Genomic DNA, 24,516 nt, shown 5'->3' with positions numbered 1-24,516 from the left:
TTTGTAACACTGTGTTCCAGCTGCGGAATTTTTTTCATTTCTTGAGAGATATGTACGGAATCCGTATCCGCTTACTTTTAGCCGTTTTCATTCGCTATAATGATGGCATCAATTAATGAAAGGTGTTATTATTATGCAAAAATTCAATGACCTGTTAGACCGCTCGTTGGTACCAATCGCAACAAAGTTGAACAATCAACGCCACGTAGCAGCGATTCGAGATGCGTTCATGCTGATTTTCCCACTGACCATCGCTTCTTCTCTCGTTATTTTGGTCAACAATATTTTATTTTCCAATGAGAGTTTCATCGTGCAATTATTTCAACTGAATCGACTTTTCCCGAATCTGGAAAGTGCCCAGCAAGTCCTAGCTTCCGTGGCGAACGGGACCATCAACATTATGAGTTTATTTATTGCGTTTCTTGTTGCTCAGCTTTTAGCCAAGCATTTCCAAGCAGATGCTACGCTAGTTGGTTTGACAAGTGTCGCTGCCTTTATGATCTTGTACCCGACCTCCTTTGCAGTAGATGATGTCAATGTGATCTCCACACAATATTTAGGCGCCCAAGGGTTGTTCGTAGCTATGATCGTGGCTTGTTTGGTCGGTGAATTCTTGCCGAAGCTTTTCAAAGTCAAACGACTGCAGATCAAAATGCCTGAAATGGTACCACCAGCAGTTTCTCGCTCCTTTTCTGGCATGATTCCGATCGTGATCATCGTGGCAGTCACTGCTTTGATCAATTTCTTAGTTTTGATGATCGCGCCAGAAGGCATCAATGAACTGATTTATAATGGGATCCAAAGTCCATTGCGGGATCTGGGGGGCAATGTCGTCGGTGTCTTGATCTTGGCGTTCTTGCAAACTACGTTGTTTGCGATCGGGATCCATGGACCAAATACTTTGAATGCGGTTCGTTCAGCGATTTTTACCGAACAGGACCTAGCTAACCTAGACTTTATCAACCAAGGCGGCTCCTTGTGGGACGTTCCTTACAAAGAAACTTGGGGCGTTTTAAATGATATGTTCGCAAATATGGGCGGAACTGGTATGACATTGGGCTTGATCATTGCGATCTTCATCGCTTCAAAACGTCCAGAACAACGTGAGATCGCTAAGATGTCTTTAGTTCCAGGAATTTTCCAAATCAATGAGCCGATGATCTTCGGTCTACCGATCGTCTTGAACCCAATCATGATCATTCCGTTTATTTTGACGCCAATGGTCAATATTTTAGTGGGTTATTTTGTCACTGTTGTCTGGCCGATCATGCCGACCCCAGCGATTGGGGTACCATGGACGACCCCCGGAATCATTAATCTCTTTTTAGGAACTGGAGGAAATGCGATCGCTGCAGTTGTCGGTGTCGTTTGTCTTGCGATTTCGGTCTTGATCTATTTGCCATTCGTGATCGCCTCTAACCGTTCCCAAAAAGTGGAATTATAAGCAAACGAATGAGTCGAGGAGGAATGAAATTTATGTCCGCAAAAATGCCAAAAGATTTTTTATGGGGCGGCGCGATCGCTGCCCATCAAGCGGAAGGCGCTTGGAATGTTGCTGGCCGTGGAATGAGTACCGCCGATGTCATGACGGCCGGCGGCAACGGTATTCCCCGTAAAATCACCAAAGGCGTCATTGAAGGGGAATATTACCCGAACCATGAAGCCATTGACTTTTATCATCGTTACAAAGAAGATATCCAGTTATTCAAAGAACTGGGCTTGAAATGTCTACGGACATCGATTTCTTGGAGCCGGATCTATCCAACTGGAACAGAAGAAGAACCAAATGAAGCCGGTCTCCAATATTACGATGATCTTTTCGACGAATTGCAGGCAAACGACATCGAACCCGTCATCACTTTGTCCCACTTTGAAATGCCTTATGCCCTCTATGAAGAATTTGGTGGGTTTGCTAACAAAGAAGTGATTCCCCTCTTTGTCAAATTCGCCAAGACTGTTTTTCAACGGTATCGTGACAAAGTAACGTATTGGATGACCTTCAATGAGATCAATAATCAAGCAGATGGGCAAGAGCCGCTGCACGTTTGGACCAATTCCGCCATGATCATCGAGGATGACAGTCAAAAAGAAGCACTCGTCTTTCAAGCGGGCGTCAATGAGTTGATTGCCAGTGCGGCAGCGGTGATCGAAGGCAAAAAAATCAATCCAGAGTTTCAGATTGGCTGTATGATGGCCTATGTCCCAGTCTACCCCTACTCTTGCGCACCCGCTGATTTGATGGCATCCGTCAAAGCCAATGAACGGCGTTATTTTTACAGCGACGTCCATGTACGAGGCAAGATCCCAACCTATGTACAAAAATATTGGGCAAAAAAAGGCATCACGATTGAGATCACGCCCGAGGAACAAGCGCTATTAAAAGCGGGAACCGTTGATTATATTGGCTTCAGCTATTACATGTCAGGAACGATCTCAACCCTTGATGAAGTGGCTGGCACACCAACTGAGGATATCCCAGGAGCAAAAATCGTGAGTAATCCTTATATCAGTGCTTCTGATTGGGGCTGGCCTATCGATCCAGTCGGGTTGCGCTATGTGTTAAATACGATCTATCAACGCTATGACTTGCCGCTATTTATCGTAGAAAATGGCTTTGGTGCTTACGATCAATTAACCGATGAGCAGCAAGTCCATGATGACTACCGCATCACTTACCTGAAAGAGCATATCGAACAGATGGAAAAAGCGGTGGTTGAAGATGGTGTACCGCTATTAGGTTATACGCCTTGGGGGATCATTGATATCGTCAGCTTCGGCAGCGGCGAAATGGAGAAACGCTATGGCATGATCTATGTCGACAAAGACAATACTGGTAAAGGTACCTTGAACCGTTTGAAAAAAGATTCCTTTGCGTGGTACCAGCAAGTGATCGCCTCTAATGGTGAAACGCTCTAATTACTGCTTCCATGACTAACACAAAAAAAACGCCCCCTCGTTGCGCCATACTCCTTTTTACAACAGGAGCCTGGCAACGAGGGGGCGATTTTCTTATTAAAGAGGTGCGCCATTGCGAGGATGGCTTTTCTTATCATCACTAAACACTACCTCAATGCTGTGGTACACTATAGCTATTCATTTACTTTTACGTTAAGGAGGAACTGCATGAAGCCGATATTTCGTCCGATCCAATCTCAAGATGATGCGCCCTTAGCCGCTATCATTCGCAAAAGCTTGACCGACCACCAGTTGGCGGTTCCAGGAACTGCCTATTTTGATCCCGAGTTAGATCACTTAAGTGAATTTTATGCAGCAGATCCTGCTAGCCGTCATTATTTTGTCGTCACCGATGAATCGGGTACCCTTTTGGGTGGCGGTGGTCTTGCCGCTTATGATTCAGAAGGGCAAATCGCCGAGCTGCAAAAATTTTATCTCAGTGATGCTGCCAAAGGGCAGCGCCTCAGCTATCCCTTGCTGGCGAAGATCGAGGCCAAAGCTGTTGAACTAGGTTATCGGCAACTCTATTTAGAATCCCATCATTCTCTAAAAGCAGCCTTGCATGTCTATCAAAAAGCCGGCTATCGCGCATTGTGCCAGCCACTATTGGCAGCACAGCATACCACGATGGATCGCTTTTATGTGAAAACACTAGAGCCGCAGCAACCAAATCAATGCAACAGCACCCACGGTTTGGACGGCGCCAACGGAAAGACCATAGAATAAAAAGCGCGGGCCTTCTTTTAAAAACTTGCGGAAATCCAAGCGCAAACCGATGGCTGCCAACGCCGTCGTTTCAAACCACGTACTGATAAAATGAGCGCCCTCATTCAACCAGCTAGGCAGCGGCAAGAAGCTGTTCAAGATACAGATGGTCAAGAAGCCCAACACATACCAAGGGATCGGCAGCCGCAGCTTGCCTTTGGCTTTGGTTTTGGTGGGGGTCTTTGTCGTCATTCGTTCAAAAACAATGACGACGACTGCCAACATGATGATGCGCGCGATTTTAAAGAGCATCGCGTATTTGACGGTGTCGGCATCAATCAAACTAGCCCCCGCCACGACTTGTCCGACGGATTGCAGCGTGCCACCAAGTAAGGCGCTTTTTTGCAACAGATCATCGCCGTATAAGGCCAAGCCTAAAAACGGCAGCGTCAGCATCATCACTGTTCCTAAAAGATTGACCAAGGTGATGATCTGCCCTTTTTCTTCATCATCGGCATCAATGGCCGGTGCGATCGCCGCAATCGCAGAGGACCCGCAGACAGCGTTGCCGCCTGCCATCATCAGGCTCATCTTTTGATTAAAGCCCATTTTTTTCCCTATCAAATAAGCAGCGGTAATGACCAAACTCATCATCAGCAATATAAAGAGAAAGCCCCGAAGGCCCATTTCACTGATGGTCTGGAAAGTGACGGTAAAGCCCAGCAAAACCACCGAATATTCCAAGAGCCGACTTTCCGCAACCTTCGTTCCGACTTGATAGCGTTCTTGCTTGAACAGTGTATTTCCTAAAATGATTCCTAATAAAATAGCAAGGGTTGCTCCCCCTAATTTTGGCACAGCCAAAGCCATGATTCGGGCGATGACGGCTACCGAAAAGGATAGGAACAAACCGGGAAGTATCAAAGCTGTTTGTCGTTGCTTCATTGCTTTCATCCTTTCATATAACATCCATTATACACAGATTGACCGATCAGTAGGATTTATTGGTATAATAGTTATGATTGAATTTTCTAATGGAAGGGATTGCAATGTTAAAATTACTGGAGACCTTCAAGATGGTCTATGAAACGAAAAATTTTTCGAAAGCTGCCGAATTGCTGTTTATTTCGCAGCCCACGGTTTCTGCTCAGATCAAGCAGTTGGAACAAGACCTGGATACACCGCTTTTTTTACGCAATGGTCGCAAAAACGTGATCGCCACGCCCCAAGCAGAGTACCTTTACGAAAAGGCACTGAATTTATTGGATGAGTGGTCGACGATCGCCAGCGAGATCCATACCAACACGCAGCATCAAAGCCACTGTGCCCTAGGCATCTCTCATACCTATGCGATGGCCTTGATGCCTGACTTGATGATTGCTTTATACAACGCCTTTCCCACGGTGCGTTTTCGGGTATCGATGATGAATTCCGCTGAAGTCTTAACAGCGCTTGAGCAACATCAACTAGATTTAGGGATCATTGAAAAACCCTTATCTGCACCAAGTATTTTGCGTTTCCCGATTTTGAAAGATCAGCTCGTCTTAGCTGGTGATCCCCAAGTCGGTCCTTGGCTCGTCCGAGAAGCGAGTTCTGGTGTCTACTATTACACTAAGCGCTATCTAGAGGAACAAAATATTCAAGGACCGATCATTGAGATCGCCAGCAATGAATTGATCGTCGCTTTACTGAAACAAGGCTTCGGCTGTTCGATCCTTTCCAAGCGAGCCGCCCACGGCATTGGCTATCAACTGCTGGATAAAAATTTTGAGCGGCAATTTTACCTCATCCAGCGCAAAGCCGTCACAGAACCAGCCATCGAGGGTTTGCGGACCTTCATTCAGGAGTGGTCGCAAGAGGATTCCTTGCAAGCAGAAAGCAAATAAATTCACTTGTTTTTAAGGGAGGAAACCACCGCCTCGTGGGATTTCTTAACCTTTTCTTACGATTACGCTTCCTCGCTGCCGATCTGGTCCGTTTGATTGTTTCTTAAGAAATTTGTGCTAAAATGAAGAGTACTGGCTATGGGCTCTAATGTTCCCCTTTTCGGTGGATCTTAGACCGCCCTTTGACTACTTTTGCAGTTCGTGAGCAAACCAGTAAGAAAGGATCTTGAAATGAACGAACAAATCAAGAACAAATTAGCGCTGCTTCCTGACCAACCCGGTTGTTATTTAATGAAAGATAAAAATAACAAAATCATCTATGTTGGGAAAGCCAAAATTTTAAAAAATCGTGTCCGTTCGTACTTTACCGGCAGTCACGATACGAAAACCGAACGGCTCGTTCAAGAAATCAATGATTTTGAGTACGTCGTTACCGAATCAAATACGGAAGCCTTATTGCTGGAAATCAATTTGATTCAAAAAAACAAACCGAAATACAATATCATGCTAAAGGACGACAAGTCGTATCCTTTTATTAAAGTGACCAAAGAGCGCTATCCGCGTCTGATCATCACTCGTAAAGTTTTAAAAGACGGGGCTTTATATTTTGGCCCTTATCCTGATGCACGAGCAGCCAATGAAACCAAACGGGTGCTGGATCGCCTCTTTCCATTGCGAAAATGCGGTCCTTCTCAAAAGCGGCCTTGTCTTTATTATCATTTGGGTCAATGCGTCTGTCCTTATGTCAACAATGTAGATCCCAAGGATTATCAGAAGATCGTTGATCAAGTCAAACACTTTTTCCACGGCGGTCACGTCGATATTTTGAAAGACCTGAAAGAGAAGATGGGCGAAGCTATTGAAACGTTAGAGTTTGAACGAGCGGCTGAGCTGCGGGATCAGATCCAAGCAATCGATACCGTCATGACGCGACAAAAAATGACTCTGACAGATCTGATGGACCGTGATGTCTTTGGCTACAGTGTCGACAAAGGCTGGATGTGTGTCCAAGTCTTCTTTATCCGTCAAGGAAAGCTGATCGAACGGGAAGTCTCTTTGTTTCCTTTCTACAATGAAGCGGATGAGGATTTCTTGACCTTCGTCGGCCAGTTTTACCAAAAGAATGAGCACTTCATTCCCAAAGAAGTCTTTGTTCCACAAAATGTCGATGCTGCCCCATTAGAAGCGCTGCTGGAAACCAAAGTCCTGCAGCCCCAACGAGGCGACAAAAAGAAATTGGTCGATTTGGCCAATAAAAATGCCCGCATTGCCTTGGCACAAAAATTTGCGTTGATCGAGCGTACTGAAGAACGGACGATCGGTGCAGTGGATCGTCTAGGCGAAGCCATGGGGATCGCGACACCTTATCGGATCGAAGCCTTCGATAACTCCCACATCATGGGGACCGACCCAGTGTCTGCAATGGTGGTTTTTGTCGACGGGAAGCCGTTTAAAGATGATTATCGGAAATATAAGATCCGTACCGCACAAGGCGGCGACGATTATGGCTCTATGCAAGAAGTCATCTACCGCCGATACTCTCGTGTCCTAAAAGAAAACCTGCCTTTTCCTGATCTGATCATCATCGATGGTGGGAAAGCCCAAGTCGGTGCTGCCCAAGAAGTGCTGTATAACCAGCTAGGTTTAGATATTCCCGTTGCCGGTTTAGTGAAGAACAACAAACACAAAACCAGCGAGTTGATTTTCGGGGAGTTTTTAGATCCGATCCAGCTGGAACGCAATTCTGTGGAATTCTTTTTGCTGCAACGGATCCAAGATGAGGTCCATCGTTTTGCGATCACCTTCCATCGCCAATTGCGCAGTAAAAACAGCTTTTCTTCCAAACTGGATGAAATTCCTGGCTTAGGACCAAAACGCAAGCAACAGCTGATGAAAACCTTCAAGTCGTTAAAAAACATCCAAGCAGCTTCCGTGGAAGAGATCCAGCAAGCTGGCATCCCCAAAGCCGTTGCGGAAACTATCTTAGCCAAACTAGGCGATCAAAACCAACCCACTTCTTAAGTCAAAACAAAAACGCTCCATAGCCAACAGTAGCTATGAAGCGTTTTTTCGTTAAAGAAGCATTTTGTAAGCCGTTACTTTTTGCGGTGCTGTAACAGGTCAGGCTTCATGTCTAACATGGAATAGCCACGAACATCATACCGATTGCGGCTGCAGGAATAGTCCACTGGACGTCCCGATTCTAAATAGATGATCTGTTCTAATTCCAATACTGGGTCATCTGCTTGGCACGCTAAATAGGTTTGATCGTATTCATCGCTTTTGGCAGCCTGAAAGGTCCGATAAGCACCAGCAAATTTGTAGCCTAAATCTTGCAGTAGATAGTCATAGACGGATTCTTCCAAGATTTCTTTCGTCAAACCGCTGACCAGATCCAACGGCATATAGGAATGCTCGAGTATGTATGGATTGCCTTCTAAGATCCGCAAACGGATCACATGATAGATTGGTTGTTCGGCAGTGATCTGAAGCATCTCTTGAATTCTTGTTGTAGGAAAACAGACTTCAAAGGTGATGACTTGGCTAGTCAATGTCCGTTTTTCTTGTTTCATCTGATAGCTCAGGCCTTTGTATTCTGTCACCGATGAGGTATCTTTGCCCCAAAAGGAATGATTCAAAACTTTGGTCCCTAAGCCGCGCTTTGTCAGCAGCAAGCCTTCCATAATCAGGATATTCACCGCATTTTTAATCGTCATTCGGCTGACGCCAAACTCTTCCACTAACTCTGTTTGATAAGGTAAAAGACTGTCTTTCGGATAAGTTCCGTCCTTGATTCTTTTACGCAGAACATCTGCGATCTCCATATATTTGGGCATTTTGCCACCTCCAAAACGTGTGTTGTATTGTATTGATTGAAAAACGATAAAAGAACCGGCCAAACGAAAAGAGTGTCATCACACCACTGCACCTTCCAATGAAGCAGTGTGATAAGGGGTATTGCACTCTGATCGCGGCCGGATAAGGTCTATTACGTTTGGCGCTTGTTTCTAATCGACTCGATCAGACATTACGCATTTTTTAAACGGCGTGTTTCTTGAATTTGCGCCATTTTCACGAACGGCAAGTAGATAACGATTGACAAGATCAAGTTTACAGCTGCCAAGATTCCGCCAGCAATACTTTGTGTCGACAAAATACCGCCGATGATTGGTGGCGTCGTCCATGGTGCGATGACGGTACTTGCAGGAACTAAGCCAGTTGCGGTTGCAAAATAAGCAGTCGTTACTAAAACAAGTGGGGTCAACACATATGGGATGAACAAGATTGGGTTTAAGACAACTGGTAACCCAAACATCACTGGTTCATTGATCATAAACACACCTGGTGCAACAGATAGTTTTGCGACAGTCATATATGCTTTATGATGACGAGCAACTAAAAAGATCGCAATCAAAAGACCTAGTGTCGCACCTGTTCCGCCGATGTTCACGAAAGAATCAAAGAATGGTTTGTTCACGATATAAGGCAAATCTGTTCCTGCTTCTAATGCTCGTGCGTTTGCTTCGATCGCTGGCACATTGATCGTTTGCATGAACGGGTCGATGATGTTGGCACCATGTAAACCAAAGAACCATAAGAATGCAGAGATAAAACCTAATAGCAAAGCAGCTGGGTAAGAGTTTGCCAAGCCCATGAATGGTTGTTGCACCAATTCATAGAAGGACAATACGATACTTGTCACACCAAATGCTTGGAAAATTGCTGTAAACAAAGCAAAGATCGATACGGTGATCATTGCTGGGAATAATGCAGCAAATGAACGTGAAACTGCTGGTGGTACTCCATCAGGCATGTTGATGACTAAGCGTGGGTTGCCAGCTAGACGACGGAAGATCTCAGTAGAAATGATCGATACGATTAATGCTAAAAATAATCCTTGAGAACCAAGTCCGGCAGCTGTTAACAAACCATCTGGGCCTGTCGCCATAGCACCTAATGCGAAGAAACTTGCAACTGAGATCGCCCCAGCACCTAATGCGTCTTGATTGTAGCTTTTAGCTAAATTATACGCTACTGTGAAAGCGATTAACAGACCAAGTATTGAAAAAGTACCTGCTGACAAGTTGTTCCCAAAGGCTTGCCATGTTCCTTCACCAAAAATGCCATTCATAAAATCAATATAGGCAGGGATTGGTAAGTTGTTGATCAATACCCCAAAAGAGCCTAAGATCATCAACGGCATCGTTACGATAAATCCGTCACGAATGGCCACTAGATGTCTTTGAGAGCCTATTTTAGAAGCGATCGGAATAAAGTGCTTCTCCATAAATCCAATAAATTTATCCATTGTTTTTTCTCCTTTCAAACCCTAAACAAAATAATGAAACCGATTTCTACTAAAGAATACCACGAGAACGTTTCCATGTCTAGTCTTTTCTTTATCAAAACTGTGCTTTTATTTAACCCAGCTTATCATTTGCAAAAACAGGTGGTTTTTTAATAGAATCCCCCCTTTGAAATTAGCCAGAAGAAATCCGCGATTTTACACAAAAAAAGCAATGCTGATTCCTACAGCATTGCTTTTTTCATTGTTATTAAAAGCCGTTATTATCTGAAACTTCTTTAAACCAACGACCTGATTTTTTCACCGTTCGTTTAGCATCATTTGCTAAGTCAACGGAGATAAATCCGTAACGGTTCTTGTAAGCATTGGTCCATGACCAGTTGTCCATGCAGGTCCACATATGGTAGCCAACACAATTGGTTCCTTCTTGGATCGCTTGGTGGACGTACTTCAAGTGGTCAGAGACAAATTCGATGCGGTAATCATCTTCGATCACGCCATCAGCATTGACGAAACGTTCTTCTCCTTCGACACCCATGCCATTTTCAGAAATGTAGCACTTGATATTGCCATAGTTTTCTCGCGTGTTCGTCAAAATATCATAGATCCCTTTTTCATAGATTTCCCATCCACGATACGGGTTCATTTTCTTGTTCGGCATATCATAGTTATCAAAGTAATCATCAGGCATTGGACTTTTCGCTTCATCGATCGGTGATTCTTTCTTCATGATACGACGAGGTTGGTAATAATTGATCCCCAACAAGTCGATCGTGTTTTCGCGAATCGTTTGTAAATCATCGGCTTCCATCGCTGGTACCATATCCAATTCCTTGACGATGGTCACTAATTCTTCTGGGAACGTGCCTTTGACCGCAGGGTCTAAGAAAGAACGATTAAAGAAGGCATCCGCGATTTGCGCTGCTTTGACATCCTCTGGATCGTTCTCATCTCTTGGATAGCTTGGCGTCAAGTTCAAGATGATGCCGATCTCCCCATCAAGGTTCATCTCATGATAGACTTTGATGGCTTTAGCACTCGCCAACGTTTCGTGGAACCCAACTTGGACTGCATGTTTCATGTTGATCTCATTTGGATAATGGAATTGGTAAAGATAGCCGCCTTCAACAGGGACGATCGGTTCATTATGAGTGAACCATTTCTTGACACGATCACCAAATAATGTAAAGCAGGTTTGCGCAAATGCGACATAGGCATCCACGGTCTCTCGGTTCAACCAGCCGCCTTTTTCTTGCAGCGCCATCGGCATATCGAAGTGGTAAAGGTTCATGAAAGGTTCGATCCCATTGGCGATCAGCTCATCAATGTAGGCGTTGTAAAAATCAACGGCTTTTTGATTGACTTCTCCTTTGCCTTGCGGGAAGAGACGACTCCATTGGATCGACGTCCGAAACGTCGTATGGCCGGTTTCTTTCATTAGTTGAATATCTTCTTGATAGCGTGTGTAGACTTGCGAGGTTTTTTCAGGACCTACCTTATTGAAAAATTTCTCTGGTTCTTGCTGATACCAGTAATCCCAGATGCTTGCCCCTTTGCCATCGCCTTCAAATACACCTTCTGTTTGTGGGCCACTAGCGGCTGAACCCCACCAAAAGCCTGCTGGAAATTGATAATCCATCTTCATTCACTCCTCATTTTTTCTTTGCTGCCCTAATCATAAAGGAAGCAGTTACAAAAATCAATCTTTTTTAAAATAAATGTATAGACATTTAAAATAAAACATGATACATTATCAATGTAATCGATTGCAAAAAGAAATTTAAGGAGTGAAATAATAATGAATGGTTTTATGGACAAGTTATCTGAAAAGATTTTGCCCTTGGCGAATGCCTTAGGACAAAATCGCTACCTGACCGTCTTGCGGGACGCGTTTATGCTTTCGTTCCCAATCACTATGTTTGGATCGATCGTGGTCGTTTTAAACAACCTGCCCTTCTTCAGTGATGCCACTAAAGGAACATTAGGAACACTGTTTGGCAATGGGCAAAATGCAACAATGAGTATCATGACTGTTTTCGTTACTTTCGGTATTGGCTATTATTTATCAAAATCATATGATGTGGAAGGGATTTTTGGTGGTGCCGTTTCGTTTGCCAGCTTTTTGATCTTGACTCCTTTCTTTATGACTACTGAATCTGGCGAAACGATCTCCGGTGTGCTGTCTCTTGATCGTCTTGGCGCAAAAGGGATGTTTATCGGGATGATCGCAGCATTTTTGGCAGCTGAAATCTATTGCCGCATCACAAAACGCGGCTGGCAGATCAAAATGCCTGATGGGGTACCACCAGCAGTTTCTAAATCTTTTGCCGCTTTGATTCCAGCAATTATCACCTTAACGGTATTCTTAGTGATCAATGCCATCATGACGGGTGTCTTCAATGCCAACTTGCATGACCTGGTTTATGAATTGATCCAAAAACCATTGACTGGACTAGGCAGCAGCTTGCCAGCAACTCTATTGGCTTTGTTCTTTGTTCAATTCCTTTGGTTCTTCGGTCTACATGGTCAAATCATCGTCAACTCTGTGATGGACCCGATTTGGAATACATTGATGTTAGACAACTTAGAAGCGTATCAAAATGGGGATGCACTGCCGCATATCGTCACAAAACCATTTATGGAAACCTTTACTGTTGGATTAGGCGGTTCTGGTATGACGTTAGCCGTTGTTATCTTGATGGCTTTCGTATTGAAGAAAAAACAATACCGCGATGTGGGTCGTTTGGCTTTAGCACCAGGGATCTTTAACGTTAACGAACCAGCCATCTTCGGTATGCCGATCGTCTTGAATGCGACGATCCTGATTCCTTGGGTCGTAGCACCTCTTGTGGTAACGACCTTCAACTACTTAGTGATGGCGGCTGGACTTGTTCCTGCACCAACTGGTGTTTCTGTTCCTTGGACCGTTCCAGTGGTCTTCAGTGGTGTCTTAGCAACCAACTCTTGGTTAGGTGGTTTGCTGCAAGTCATTGACGTGGTGATCGTCGGCTTGATCTGGTATCCATTCTTACGTGTGTTAGATCGTCAAGCAGAACCATCGATCGATTAAGCGCAACGGCTGGCTGAATTTTTTCAGTCAGCCGTTCTTTTTATAAAAAAACCAAGGTTTGATTGTCGAAACCGCTTTTTTCAGCTATACTTCTTGCGAGGTGATCAGATGCCAAAATACCAAGAAATTGCCAATATTTTACGCACACGTATCAAAAACAAAACGTATCCGCCTGACAGCTTACTGCCGAATCAAACTGATTTAGTCGAGGAATTCGGAGTCAGCCGGATGACCGTCAAAAAAGCCATCGGTATTTTAGCCATGGAAGGACTGGTTTATTCTCAGCGGGGCGCTGGAACAAAAATATTGAACCACCCATTCTTAAAAAAAGACACCACTGCTTTAACGGTCTATGAAGGCTTGTCAACGGAAATGGGCAAAGCTGGCCGCAAGCTAGTCAGTCAGGTCATCGATTTTCAAGTCGAATTTCCTGACCAAACGATCCAAGAAAAGTTGATGTTAACGGAAGAACAGCCGATCTATAGTATTGTCCGCTTGCGGATTCTTGAAGACCAACCGTTTATTTTAGAATATACCTATATGCCCGTCCATTTGGTGCCCAATTTAACTCGTGGCCATTTAGAAAGTTCTATCTACCGTTATGTCAAAGAGGAACTAGGGGTCCAGTTTGCCGGCGCTTACCGCACCATTGCCGCTGATAAAAGTACCGCATACGATCAACAGTATTTGGACTGTAAAGCCGATGATCCGGTCTTAGAGATCGAACAGATCGTCTATCAGAAAAATGGCTCACCTATCGAATTTTCCCGTAGTCGCAACCGTTATGACGTGCGGGCCTACTCTTATTTAGATGTCCAGCACTAAAAAGACCTGCCCACGGTTTTCTTCCATCAGAAACCGTGGGTAGGTCTTTTTGTTGGTGCATTCGTTGCTTCGTTTACTTTTTCGCTGAGGGTTGGAATCGTTTCAGCCGCAAGGCATTTAATAAAACGGATACCGAGCTGAAGCTCATGGCCGCCCCAGCGATCATTGGATTGAGCAAGGGGCCACCGAAAAGATGCAGCACACCCATTGCGACAGGGATGCCTAAGACGTTATAAGCAAAAGCCCAGAAAAGATTTTCTTTGATGTTTTTGATGGTTGCCCGACTTAACTCGATCGCTGATGGGACGTCCATCAGATCGCTGCGCATCAGTACGATGTCTGCCGATTCGATGGCGACATCGGTACCAGAGCCGATCGCGATCCCTACATCGGCTTGGGCTAACGCGGGCGCATCATTGATCCCGTCACCTACCATCGCAACCTTTTGGCCTTTGGCTTGCAGGCCAGCTACTTTGGCGGCTTTATCTTCTGGCAAGACGTCACTGATCACTTCATCGATACCGACTTGTTTGGCGATGGCTTGGGCCGTTCGGGCATTGTCGCCCGTGATCATTGCTACGTACAAGCCCATTTGATGCAACCGTTCAATGGCTTTTCGACTGCTTTCTTTGATAGTATCTGCCACAGCGATGATCCCGATCGCTTCGCCGTCTTTGGCAACATACATCGGTGTTTTCCCTTCGTGAGCCAATTGTTGGGCTTGCTCGATCAGGCCATCGATGGCAACGTTTTGTTTTTCCAACCATTTCTGGTTGCCTAATAGGACTGGACTGCCAGCGATCGTTCCTTGAATCCCATGCCCTGGGATCGCTTCAAATCCGTCAACTTCTTGTAGGGCGAGAGCTTGCGTGCGGGCTTCGATCACAATGGCTTCGCCTAATGGATGTTCTGAGCCTTTTTCAACAGAAGCCGCCAGCTGCAGCAATTCCGTCGGCGTGTGATTGCCTGCAGGTAGGAGATCGGTTACGACTGGTTTGCCTTCTGTGATCGTGCCGGTTTTATCAAAAACGATCGTCGTCACATTTCTAGCTGTTTCTAACGCATCGCCGCTTTTGATCAAGACGCCATTTTCTGCCCCTTTGCCCGCACCCACCATGATGGCGGTCGGTGTCGCTAATCCTAAGGCACACGGACAGGCAATCACTAATACAGAGATCGTAATGGTCAATGAGAAGATCCAGGTTTCTTGTCCTAAGAAAAACCAGGCAAGTCCTGCAAAAACCGCCAAGACCATGACGATCGGGACAAACACACCCGAAACTTTGTCAGCCATGCGGGCAATCGGCGCTTTGGAGCCTTGGGCATTTTCTACTAACTGAATGATTTGCGCTAACGTTGAATCTTCTCCCACATTGGTGGCTTCATATTGAAAGGAGCCGTTTTTGTTGATGCTGGCGCCGATCACCCGATCACCGACTTGTTTTTCGATAGGTAAGCTTTCTCCAGTGATCATTGATTCATCGATGGCAGAGCGCCCTTGGGTAACGATCCCATCCACAGGAATCTTCTCACCAGGTCGTACGACTAAGATATCGCCAGCTGCGACTTCTTCAATACCCACTTCGACTTCTTCGGCTTGATTCCCGCTGCCACGAAGCACGCGGGCTTTTTTCGGTGCGAGATCCAACAACTTCTTGATGGCTTCGGAGGTTTTGCCCTTCGAGACCGACTCAAGGTATTTTCCTAAAGTAACTAATGCCAAAATAACGGCGGCCGTTTCATAGTACAAGTGCATCGCATAGTGGGTCGTGCCCAGGTAGACCATCACGGTTCCATAAATACTATAAAAGAAGGCAGCACTGGTTCCCAATGCGACGAGGGAATCCATGTTGGGATGGCCTTTCCAAAGCGCTTTGAAACCAGCAATGTAAAAGGCGCGACCGAGGACCATCACCGGTAAGACCAAAAGCAATTGAGTGGTAACGAAATTGACTGGATAGGCCATCGGATCTAAAAAGCCAGGGATCGGCAAACCGATCATTTCCCCCATCGTCAAATAGAACAAGGGGATCGTAAAGAGCGCTGAAAGCCAAAACCGTTGCCATAAAGCACGAATCTCTGCCTGTTTTGAATCCACCTTGTCGGCAGAAGCGGTCGGCAGCTGTGCATCATAGCCCGCCTCTTTCACGGCAGCTGCGATCTTCGCGGCGGTCACTTGATCTTGTTGATAGCTGACCGTCAGTTTTTCTGTTGCCAGATTGACGGAGGCTTGCTCCACACCCGCTAATTTTCGAACAGCTTTTTCTACTGTTTGGGCACAAGACGCACAGGTCATGCCCGAGATGGCAAAGGTCTCTTGTCTTTGGGAGCCGATCAGTTGATAGCCCGCTGCTTTGATGGCCGCAGCGAGTGTTTCTTCGGTGAGCTGCTGCTCATCATAACGAATATGTAATTTTTCAGTAGCCAAATTGACAGCTGCTTGGTCGACCCCCGCCAGCTTGCTGACTGTTTTTTCGACGGTCTGGGAACAAGACGCACAGGTCATCCCTTTTACCCCATAATTCTTTTCGATCATTGTTTCCTTCCTCCTTGCTTGCTATGCAAACCCATTAACCTTTTATGTTTACAGTTGTAATCTTCTTCTACTTTACAATTATCGTTTACACTTGTCAACGATAATACTCAAAAAAAGGACGTTCTCCTTTGAAGCGGCCCAAAACGCGAGACTTTTGGTCTACCTTTGGGCGATCGCTACCGGTGGAACGTACTTTTTTCTAAGAAACGATCACTGCCGTTGCAGGGGTCGTTTCGCTTATTCAGGTATTGGTTTTAGGAGGCTAGCACTCTTGCCCGTTGGTTTTGATCAGCTCTTGGTACCAGTAGAAGCTGTCTTTCTTGTAGCGTGCCAAAGATCCTTCTTGCGTTTCATCTTGGTCGACATAGACAAAGCCATAGCGTTTTTGGTAGCCGTTCAACCAGCTTAGCAAATCAGTGAAGGACCAGGTGCAATAGCCAAGAACTTCCGCGCCGTCGCTGATCGCTTCTTTGATGGCATGGACATGCCCTGCTAAATAATCGATGCGGTATTGGTCATGGATTTGATGATTGTCGGTTAGTTTGTCGTATTCACCAAGTCCGTTTTCCGTAATGATCACAGGCACCCGATAACGGCTAGTGATTCGTCGTAAAGCGATCCGCAGCCCTTGAGGATCGATCTCCCAATCCCAATTCGTCCGTTCCACAAATGGATTTTCGGCTTTTTTGAACATTCCTGGTGTCCCGGTTTCTTCGGAGCTGCCTTTTTTCCCAGTGGTGTTCATTTTCCCCGCACCGACACCATCTAATGGATTGTAGGCATTTGTTGCTGTTTGGTAATAGTTGATCCCTAAGAAATCTGGTTTTGCTGAACGCAGCAAGTCCATATCTCCTGGTTCGATCGTTGGTGCGATCCCTTGCTCTTTCAAGTAATTCATTGCCGCAATCGGGTATTCGCCCCATAGATAGACGTCTAACCAATAATGCGCCATCAAGTCTTCCGCGTTTTCAGCTGCCAAAATATTTTTCGGGTCGCTGTTGATTGGGTAGTTTGGTGAGTAGGCGAAACTTGGTCCGATTTTCCCTGGGATTTTCATCTCATGGAACTTGTTGATCACCGAAGCATTCGCCAAGTTAGCGATATGATTGACTTCATACATCCGTTTAGGATCGGTCACTCCTGGTGGATGGGCAGCTAAAAGATAGCCTAACGAAGTAAAGATATTTTGTTCATTCAAGCTGACCCAATAGTGGACTTTGCCGCGAAAGGCTTCAAACAATACAGCTGCATAGTTGGTGAAATCTTCAATGATTTTGCGAGATTCCCAGCCACCGTATTCTTCTTGCAAAGCTCGTGGCAGATCCCAATGGTACAAGGTCACCATCGGTTCGATCCCTGCTTTTATCAGTTCATCGATCAATGCTAAATAAAAGTCTAACCCTGCTTGATTGACTTCTCCTCGTCCTTCTGGAAAAATCCGTGTCCAAGCAATGGAAAAACGATAGGTTTTCAATCCTTGTTCTTTCATCAAGGCAACATCTTCTTTGAAGCGGTGGTAATGGTCGACCGCGACATCTCCGTTAGTTGCTTTAAAGGTTTTTCCGGGAATGCGGACAAAATCGTCCCAAACCGAAGCGCCTTTGCCGTCTTCTTGCCATGCGCCTTCTACTTGATAGGCTGCTGATGCTGAACCCCATAAAAAATCATTGGGGAATTCTTTTAGTTGTTTATGATCCAATTGTTTCCCTTCTTTCTGTTTGATGATACCCCTTTCTTAAGTATACCGATAATTGCCTGATTTGTCATAAGAAGATTTTGTACCTATGCCAAGAAAGTCGATGGCACGCAAAAAACATCCTTGCAAGCAGTGGCGTTCTCCTTGCAAGGATGTGGACTAGCTATGGATCATGCATCAAATTGTGCCTGATAGAGTGTGGCGTAACGCCCCTCTTTGGCTAATAACTCTTCGTGGGTCCCTTGCTCTACGATATTCCCCTGTTCCACCACGAGGATCGTATCGGCATGTCGAATCGTGGACAAGCGATGGGCGATCACAAAGGAGGTTTTGCTTTTCATCAATTTGGTCATCGCTGCTTGGATCAACAGCTCTGTTTGCGTGTCGACATTCGATGTGGCTTCATCAAGAATCAACAGATCGGCATCCAACAGCATTGCTCGTGCAATCGTCAACAGCTGTTTTTGCCCTTGTGAGATACCGGTTCCGTCTTCAGAGATCAAAGTATCATAGCCTTTTGGCAGGCTCATAATAAAGTCATGGATATGGGCGGCTTGTGCAGCAGCTTGGACTTCTGCCAACGTCGCATTCGCCTTGCCGTAGGCCAAATTGTCGAAAACCGTTCCCGTGAACAACCAGGTATCTTGCAGCACCATCGCATAGCTTTGCCGTAAGCTGCGGCGTGTCGCTTGGCGGATATTTTTACCGTCTAACCGAATCGCTCCTTGGTCAGGGTCATAAAACCGCATCAAGAGGTTCACGATGGTGGTTTTCCCCGCTCCCGTCGGTCCGACGATCGCGACCAAGCTGCCAGCTGGTACTTGTAGCGAAAGGTCTTTGATGATGGGTTGCTGTGCTTGATAGCCGAAGGTCACATGGTCAAAGGCGACATCACCAGACACCTCGTGGTATTCGTAGGCTCCAGGAACATCAGAAACTTCAGGTTCTTCATCCAGCAAACGGAAGATCCGTTCTGCCGCCGCCAATGCTGATTGCAAATCGCTGAAGATGTTGGCTAACTCATTGATTGGTCCTGAGAATTTTCTGGAGTAAAGAACAAAGGAAGAAACATTCCCTAATGTCAGATGACCGAACAAAAACAGCAAAGCGCCAAACATACTGATCAAGGACAACGACAGATTGTTGATAAAGTTGATGGAAGGACCAGTCATACTGCCGTAGTACTCAGCATTGTAATAGGCATCCACCGCTTCTTGGTTTTTTTCGTCAAAACGGCTGATGATCGCTTCTTCTTGGTTATACAGCTTGATCGTTTGCTGACCAGAAATAATCTCTTCCACAAAGCCGTTCAGTTCGCCTAATTTGCGAGAACGACGGCGAAACAATGGTTGAAATTTGCTCATCAAAAAGCGGGTCAAAAAGATCGAAGCGGGAACCGTTACGACAAAAATCAGCACCAGCAGCGGCGAAATCAAAACCATCATCACAAACGAACCAATGATCGTCACAAGACTGCTGAGGACTTGAATGGCATCGCTGGCCAATGACGTATTGATGGTATCGACATCATAACTGATGCGGCTGATGATATCCCCAGTGGCGACTCGGTCAAAATACCCAACCGGCAGTTCGGTGATTTTATCAAAAATCGCCTTGCGCATCGCTGCCACCACCCGCTGACTCAAGCGGATCATCATGAGCGAAATCAGATAACTAAGAAGGGAAGACGCAAGATAAAACAGCAGCATCAGCCCACAATAAAAGAAGACTCGGTCAAAAATGACCTTGCCGGGACCCGGTTGAATGGCATCAATGGCGTACCCTGAAAGCAACGGTCCCACCAAGGCGAAAATGTTGCTGGCCATCATCAATACAGCGGCTGCCAGCAGGAGACCTTTGTACTCGTAGAGATAGCCCCACAAACGCCGTAGTGTTTTCTTACTATCCTGCGGTTTTTCCGTTTTTTTCTTCGGCATCGTCGGTACCTCCTGTCTGACCTTGATAAATGGCTTGGTAGATCGCATTTTCTGCTAGTAATTCTTGGTGACTGCCAAAGCCGTTCATTTGCCCGTTTTCCAGTACCAAAATTTTGTCGGCATGCTGGATCGAGCTGATCCGCTGCGCGATCAAGACCGTCGTCGTCTGTTGAAACTGCTGTCTCAGGACCTTGCGCAACTGAGCGTCGGTCCGATAATCCAGCGCACTGGCAGAATCATCCAAAATCAAAATCTCTGGATCCCCCGCCAAGGCCCGCGATAACAAGACCCGCTGCTTTTGACCCCCGCTTAAATTGCTGCCTTTAGCATGCAGTGGATGAGCTAAGCGCTTGGGTAGTTGATTGATAAACTCCTTGGCTTGGGCGCGAGCCGCCGCTTCTTCGATCTGTTCTTTAGAAAACCGCCGACCAAAAGCGATATTTTCTTCGATCGTTTCCGCAAAAAGCACGTCTTTTTGTAAGACGACACCGAATAACTGATGCAGCTCCGTCGGATCGATGGAGCGAATGTCGCGACCAGCGATGCGAATCATGCCCTTCGTTGGGTCATAGAGCCGCAGCAGTAGTTTGACGATCGTTGATTTTCCACTACCAGTCGCACCGATGATCCCTAAAGTTTCTCCCGGCTGCAAGGAAAAATCGATGTCTTTCAGCACCTGGGTACCGTTAGGATAGGTGAAGGAAACTTTTTCAAAAACGATATGCGCAGACTCTTCTTTGACAGGCGCCTCAATGACTTGCATATTTTGCGGCAGGCGCAAGACGGATTGGATCCGATCGGCAGAAGCCAGCCCCTTCGACACGATCACAAAGATGCGCGTGATACTGAGCATGGCATTCAAAATGATCGTAAAATAAGTCAAAAAGGCGATGATGACGCCTGGTTGGGTCAATCCTTGATTGACGCGAAAGGCACTGACGACGATCACTAGCGTCAGTCCGATATTCAAAAATAGGTCCATCAGGGGTGGTGTCGCAGCCATCGTTCGATTAGCGGTAGTTTCCGCAGCTACTACGTCTTGGTTGACGTGGTCAAAGCGCTTTTTCTCGTAATCTGCTTTGGACAAGGCCTTGATCACCCGAGCCCCAGTCACATTTTCACGGACAGTTCGCACCAACACATCCACTTGCTTTTGTAATGAAGCAAACAAGGGGATCCCCCGTTTCGAGATCGTGACTGCCGCCACTAAAGTGAAGGGCAAGACGCCTACTAAGACCAGCGTCAACACGGGATCTAATGTGGCAGTGATCATGATCCCCCCTAATAACAGAATCGGGGCACGAATCCCCATCCGTTGGATCATGCCTACCGTTTGATGGATGTTGTAAGTGTCTGTCGTCAAACGAGACACCAAAGAAGGGATCCCGACTTCTTCGACTTGCGGAATCGACAGATAGGAAACTTTTTCAAATAAATCATGGCGTATACTACCAGTGGTATCGCGAGCAACACTGGAGGCCATCCGATTGGCGATGATATTGGTGACGACTGCGATGATGGAGCAGACCACCATCGCCCCACCCCAAGCAAAAATCGCAGATACCTGCTTCGTGGGGATCACAGAATCGATGATGTACGCCAAAATCCAAGGCAATAGCAAGTCCATCAGGGAGCCGAAGAATTTGATACTGACGCCAAGGGAGATGCGGCCGATATAGGGTTTTAAATATTGAGTCAAAAGATTCATTCCATCGCCTCATCTTTCGCTAAAAGCCGCTGGGAATTTTCTTTGACGATTTCCAGATCGGCGATCAACTGCTGCTGTTGGGCAGCAGAAAAACCTGCTACGACTTGTTCATTCCAGCTTTGAAGCAGCTGCTGGATCGCTGGTTGGACGGCGAGTGCTTTTTCGGTTGGATAAACCAGTAATTGTCGTTTGTCGGTGGGACTGCTGGTTCTAGTGACAAATCCTCGTTCTTCTAGGATTGCTAGTTGACGGGCAACATTGCTTTTATTCACAAAAATCTTCTTGGCTAAGGCTTCTTGACTGATCCCCGGTTGGCGGCAAATGTTTAAGATATAGGTATGATGCATCCCGCCTAAACCAAATTTTTTCAGTTCTTTTTCCCGATAAAGGGTGGCGAGACGGGCAATATGATTGATTGAGCGGATAATGGCTTCCATGAGCACTCCTGCCTTTCTTAGTTCTTCAAAGTGTCTAATCTATTATAAGGAATAATCGTTGCGTGCGCAACGATTATTGTTTCTGACGAAAAGCAACAGGTACACTGTTGTTGATCAGCAAAAAAAGAACTTCAGCCCTCTCGCTGAAGTTCTTTTCTGATTCATTTTATTCAGATTCTTTCAATAAAGCTTGTACGACCTTACGACGACGGTACAGCTGTCTTGTTTTCCAGCTGATAAAGCCGATGAGTAAAGCGAGCCAAGAAACGATCGTCAGCCATAAAGCTCCGTCGAAAAACCAAGGCGCGTCGTAATCAACGACTAAGACATTCTCCCCTGCTTGCTGTTGGACAGAAACGGCACCAATGGCACTCAAAGAGACATCTTTTTCAGTTAGTGGCTGCTGATTGAGGATCAATTCAGTATATCGGTAATTGATGATCGGTAACGCCTTCCACGTCTCTTGATCACCTTGCCAACGTAAAGTAAGCTTCCCGTTTTCTACGGTTTTTGCCACGGTATCATTCTTTTCAATGATTTCTTCTCCGTACAAATTGTATTTGTTCTTCTTGGTCTCTTGATAGAGGGGCAGATAATCTGGGGTAGAACGTTGATACAGCGCTAATGCTAAGGACTTGTCTTTACTAAAATAGGCTTCCTTCAATTGCGCTTCAGATTCCGCGGACAGATAGGTGTGGTTTCGCAGTGAAACCGCAGCTTCATCGGAGTGCCAGTCCTGCATTTTGACCGTGTTTTGGATCAGGATTTGACCAACACTCAAGACTAAAACGAGGACAAACCAACGCGGATTTGCCAATGGCTTGCCCCGATAATAAGGAACTAGCAGGCACAAACCGACTAAGATCAAAATCGTGGCAGGAACAAAGAACCGAAAAGGAAATTGCAGTAAATTGATTACACCATTGTCCAGACTGCCTAGCCATTGCCAAGGAACAGCGTTCGATGATAAAACGAAAAAGACTGCTGCAGCTGCCGTCATTAATTTGAAGCCGCCAGATAGACGTGGCCACACACGGATCGCACCACAAAAGAACAAAGCACATAAGATGGGCAGCAGGTACGGAGTCGTCCACCAATAGCTGCTGGTTCCAGTAATGGTATTGTTCTGCATGTTGCGATTCACAAAAGGCGCGATCAACGTGTTACTCGTATAAAGATCCAACATCCCTAACCAAATATTGGCGGTCAGTAGCAAGAAGATCCCGATCGCTCCTGCTAAGCGCAGCACCAATTGTCGTTTTTCTTCGCCAGAAGTCCCAACAAAAAAGGCGCGTAAGAAAAAGGGCACGTATAAGAACACTAACAAGATGCTTGAAAACACATGGATTTGAAATAAGACCGCCACGGAAACCCCTACCGCAAAAGGCCGTAACCGTTTATGTTCCCCTAGTGCGATCAGTGGAATCAGGCACAGCGGCAGCACAGCCGCCCCCCAAGCAGAAAAGCCCTGTCGCTCAATCCAATACTGGACAGAATAGGTCGCCATAAACAGGACGCTCATCCCCACTGACAGCCAACCATTGACTCGTAATTTCTTTAATAAGCCAAACATCGAAAACCCTGCTAACAAATAGAGCAGCCCGTTGGCGAGCAGCTGGTAGGAAAACCACGAAGGACTCAGCAAGACCAGCAATCCTTGGAAATAGGCAAAAAAGGGCCCGTATAATGCATTGACGATACGAGCAGATTGCTGAAACCCGTAGATAGAAAGAAAATATTGAAAATTGCCCTCTTTGATCTGCTGGCTGGTCTCATAAAAACGATTGAAGTGAAAGACCACATCAGAGCCCAAAATCATGCCTTGGCCTAAGATCTGCGGCAATAAAAAAACACCACTCATTGCAATCAGAATCACCACTTGCCAGAAAAGCGGCTTTTGTACTATTTTTTGTTTCAAAAAAAAACCTCCTTGCACCTTTTCGGTACGCTCATAAAAAGAGTACCAGATAGGGACGAGGAGGGGAAAAAGAAAGCTTAGTGAAAAGGGATACATGGTAAAAATTTAACCAATTACTAAACTTTTCTAGGTTTTAGGTGGTCGTTTCTGTGCTTTTTCTCAAATTTGTTGGGTGATCGTTTGCCAGCTTTCCAGTAGTTCGCTTAAAAGTGGGACGACCGTTTCTGCAGGGGCTGCCTCTTTTTGGACATTGGCACTGACTAGCTGATCGTACATATAGCCATACAGAGAATCGAGATCTTCAGCGATAGCGCCGCCTTGCTCACGGTCTAAAGAGACCCGTAATTCCAATAAAATATTCTGCGCCTTGACAAATTGCTGATGAGCTTGGCTCAAATCTTCTTTTTCCAATGCGATCACTGCTAATTTGATATTTTTGATCGCTGCTTGCAACAGCATTTCAATCAGTTTGTTGGGGGAAGCACTCATTACTTGGTTCTGCAAATAGTTGTTTTGCATTTTTTGATAATTCATCTT

At 45.7% G+C, this 24,516-nt stretch carries 18 protein-coding genes; 7 read left to right on the top strand and 11 right to left on the bottom strand.

Annotated features, from left to right (window positions below; translation table 11 throughout):
- Nucleotides 1-133: 133 nt before the first annotated feature.
- The 3 genes from IGI77_RS00760 (at nt 134) to IGI77_RS00750 (ending at nt 3,681) form a co-directional block, all read left to right on the top strand.
- Nucleotides 134-1,444 (top strand): PTS sugar transporter subunit IIC, encoded by a 1,311-nt coding sequence (locus tag IGI77_RS00760; protein WP_008376519.1) that lies wholly within the window; start codon nt 134-136, stop codon nt 1,442-1,444.
- A 32-nt stretch (nt 1,445-1,476) separates the two neighbouring features.
- Nucleotides 1,477-2,916, top strand: a complete 1,440-nt coding sequence (locus IGI77_RS00755; RefSeq protein ID WP_438752677.1) for a 6-phospho-beta-glucosidase — start codon at nt 1,477-1,479, stop codon at nt 2,914-2,916.
- A gap of 207 nt (nt 2,917-3,123) precedes the next feature.
- Nucleotides 3,124-3,681, top strand: a complete 558-nt coding sequence (locus tag IGI77_RS00750; RefSeq protein WP_438752675.1) for a GNAT family N-acetyltransferase — start codon at nt 3,124-3,126, stop codon at nt 3,679-3,681.
- Here the strand turns inward: IGI77_RS00750 and IGI77_RS00745 are convergent.
- Complete coding sequence (locus IGI77_RS00745) at nt 3,607-4,629, bottom strand: YeiH family protein (RefSeq protein ID WP_060791641.1); 1,023 nt, start codon at nt 4,627-4,629, stop codon at nt 3,607-3,609. The genes IGI77_RS00750 and IGI77_RS00745 overlap by 75 nt on opposite strands.
- 65 nt (nt 4,630-4,694) lie before the next feature.
- On the opposite strand from IGI77_RS00745, the gene IGI77_RS00740 reads away from it, so the two are divergent.
- Both IGI77_RS00740 and uvrC read left to right on the top strand, forming a co-directional pair.
- Nucleotides 4,695-5,546, top strand: coding sequence for a LysR family transcriptional regulator (locus IGI77_RS00740; protein ID WP_142965130.1), 852 nt, complete (start codon nt 4,695-4,697; stop codon nt 5,544-5,546).
- Nucleotides 5,547-5,777: 231 nt separating this feature from the next.
- Nucleotides 5,778-7,568 carry an excinuclease ABC subunit UvrC gene (gene uvrC / locus IGI77_RS00735; protein ID WP_005226686.1) on the top strand — a complete coding sequence of 597 codons (1,791 nt, stop codon included), beginning with the start codon at nt 5,778-5,780 and terminating at the stop codon, nt 7,566-7,568.
- A 74-nt stretch (nt 7,569-7,642) separates the two neighbouring features.
- Here the strand turns inward: uvrC and IGI77_RS00730 are convergent, their stop codons facing one another.
- The 3 genes from IGI77_RS00730 to IGI77_RS00720 all read right to left on the bottom strand — a co-directional run bounded on the left by IGI77_RS00730 (nt 7,643) and on the right by IGI77_RS00720 (nt 11,491).
- Complete coding sequence (locus IGI77_RS00730) at nt 7,643-8,383, bottom strand: GntR family transcriptional regulator (protein WP_008376546.1); 741 nt, start codon at nt 8,381-8,383, stop codon at nt 7,643-7,645.
- Between the two features lie 191 nt (nt 8,384-8,574).
- Nucleotides 8,575-9,855, bottom strand: coding sequence for a PTS sugar transporter subunit IIC (locus IGI77_RS00725; protein ID WP_005232725.1), 1,281 nt, complete (start codon nt 9,853-9,855; stop codon nt 8,575-8,577).
- A gap of 247 nt (nt 9,856-10,102) precedes the next feature.
- Nucleotides 10,103-11,491, bottom strand: coding sequence for a glycoside hydrolase family 1 protein (locus tag IGI77_RS00720; protein ID WP_375847458.1), 1,389 nt, complete (start codon nt 11,489-11,491; stop codon nt 10,103-10,105).
- Between the two features lie 159 nt (nt 11,492-11,650).
- Here IGI77_RS00720 and celB point away from each other — a divergent pair, with 159 nt between their 5' ends.
- Together celB and IGI77_RS00710 are read left to right on the top strand one after the other, a co-directional pair.
- Entirely contained in the window at nt 11,651-12,922 is a 1,272-nt protein-coding gene (gene celB, locus IGI77_RS00715) for a PTS cellobiose transporter subunit IIC (RefSeq protein ID WP_005226670.1), read from the top strand.
- A 108-nt stretch (nt 12,923-13,030) separates the two neighbouring features.
- Entirely contained in the window at nt 13,031-13,747 is a 717-nt protein-coding gene (locus IGI77_RS00710; RefSeq protein ID WP_005226669.1) for a GntR family transcriptional regulator, read from the top strand.
- 73 nt (nt 13,748-13,820) lie between these two features.
- Here IGI77_RS00710 and IGI77_RS00705 read toward each other — a convergent pair whose 3' ends face one another.
- The 7 genes from IGI77_RS00705 to fliS form a co-directional block, all read right to left on the bottom strand.
- Nucleotides 13,821-16,283 (bottom strand): heavy metal translocating P-type ATPase, encoded by a 2,463-nt coding sequence (locus IGI77_RS00705; RefSeq protein WP_218212455.1) that lies wholly within the window; start codon nt 16,281-16,283, stop codon nt 13,821-13,823.
- Nucleotides 16,284-16,545: 262 nt separating this feature from the next.
- Nucleotides 16,546-17,982, bottom strand: a complete 1,437-nt coding sequence (locus IGI77_RS00700; protein WP_438769212.1) for a glycoside hydrolase family 1 protein — start codon at nt 17,980-17,982, stop codon at nt 16,546-16,548.
- Nucleotides 17,983-18,149: 167 nt separating this feature from the next.
- A complete protein-coding gene (locus IGI77_RS00695) occupies nt 18,150-19,916 on the bottom strand; it encodes an ABC transporter ATP-binding protein (protein ID WP_438769210.1) in 1,767 nt (588 codons plus the stop codon).
- Nucleotides 19,882-21,624: an ABC transporter ATP-binding protein gene (locus IGI77_RS00690; RefSeq protein WP_159161145.1), complete on the bottom strand. Its 1,743-nt coding sequence runs from the start codon at nt 21,622-21,624 to the stop codon at nt 19,882-19,884. Before IGI77_RS00690 ends, IGI77_RS00695 begins: the two co-directional genes overlap by 35 nt.
- Nucleotides 21,621-22,061 carry a MarR family winged helix-turn-helix transcriptional regulator gene (locus IGI77_RS00685; RefSeq protein WP_010748552.1) on the bottom strand — a complete coding sequence of 147 codons (441 nt, stop codon included), beginning with the start codon at nt 22,059-22,061 and terminating at the stop codon, nt 21,621-21,623. The genes IGI77_RS00690 and IGI77_RS00685 overlap by 4 nt, the downstream gene beginning before the upstream one ends.
- A 166-nt stretch (nt 22,062-22,227) precedes the next feature.
- Nucleotides 22,228-23,979, bottom strand: coding sequence for a hypothetical protein (locus tag IGI77_RS00680; protein WP_438769207.1), 1,752 nt, complete (start codon nt 23,977-23,979; stop codon nt 22,228-22,230).
- A 159-nt stretch (nt 23,980-24,138) separates the two neighbouring features.
- Nucleotides 24,139-24,513 (bottom strand): flagellar export chaperone FliS, encoded by a 375-nt coding sequence (fliS, locus tag IGI77_RS00675; RefSeq protein WP_438769205.1) that lies wholly within the window; start codon nt 24,511-24,513, stop codon nt 24,139-24,141.
- Between the last annotated feature and the right edge of the window lie 3 nt (nt 24,514-24,516).

Source organism: Enterococcus sp. DIV0213h (genome assembly GCF_051711285.1).
Taxonomy (GTDB): Bacteria; Bacillota; Bacilli; order Lactobacillales; family Enterococcaceae; genus Enterococcus_D; species Enterococcus_D casseliflavus.
This window is presented reverse-complemented; position numbering and strand designations above follow the sequence as displayed.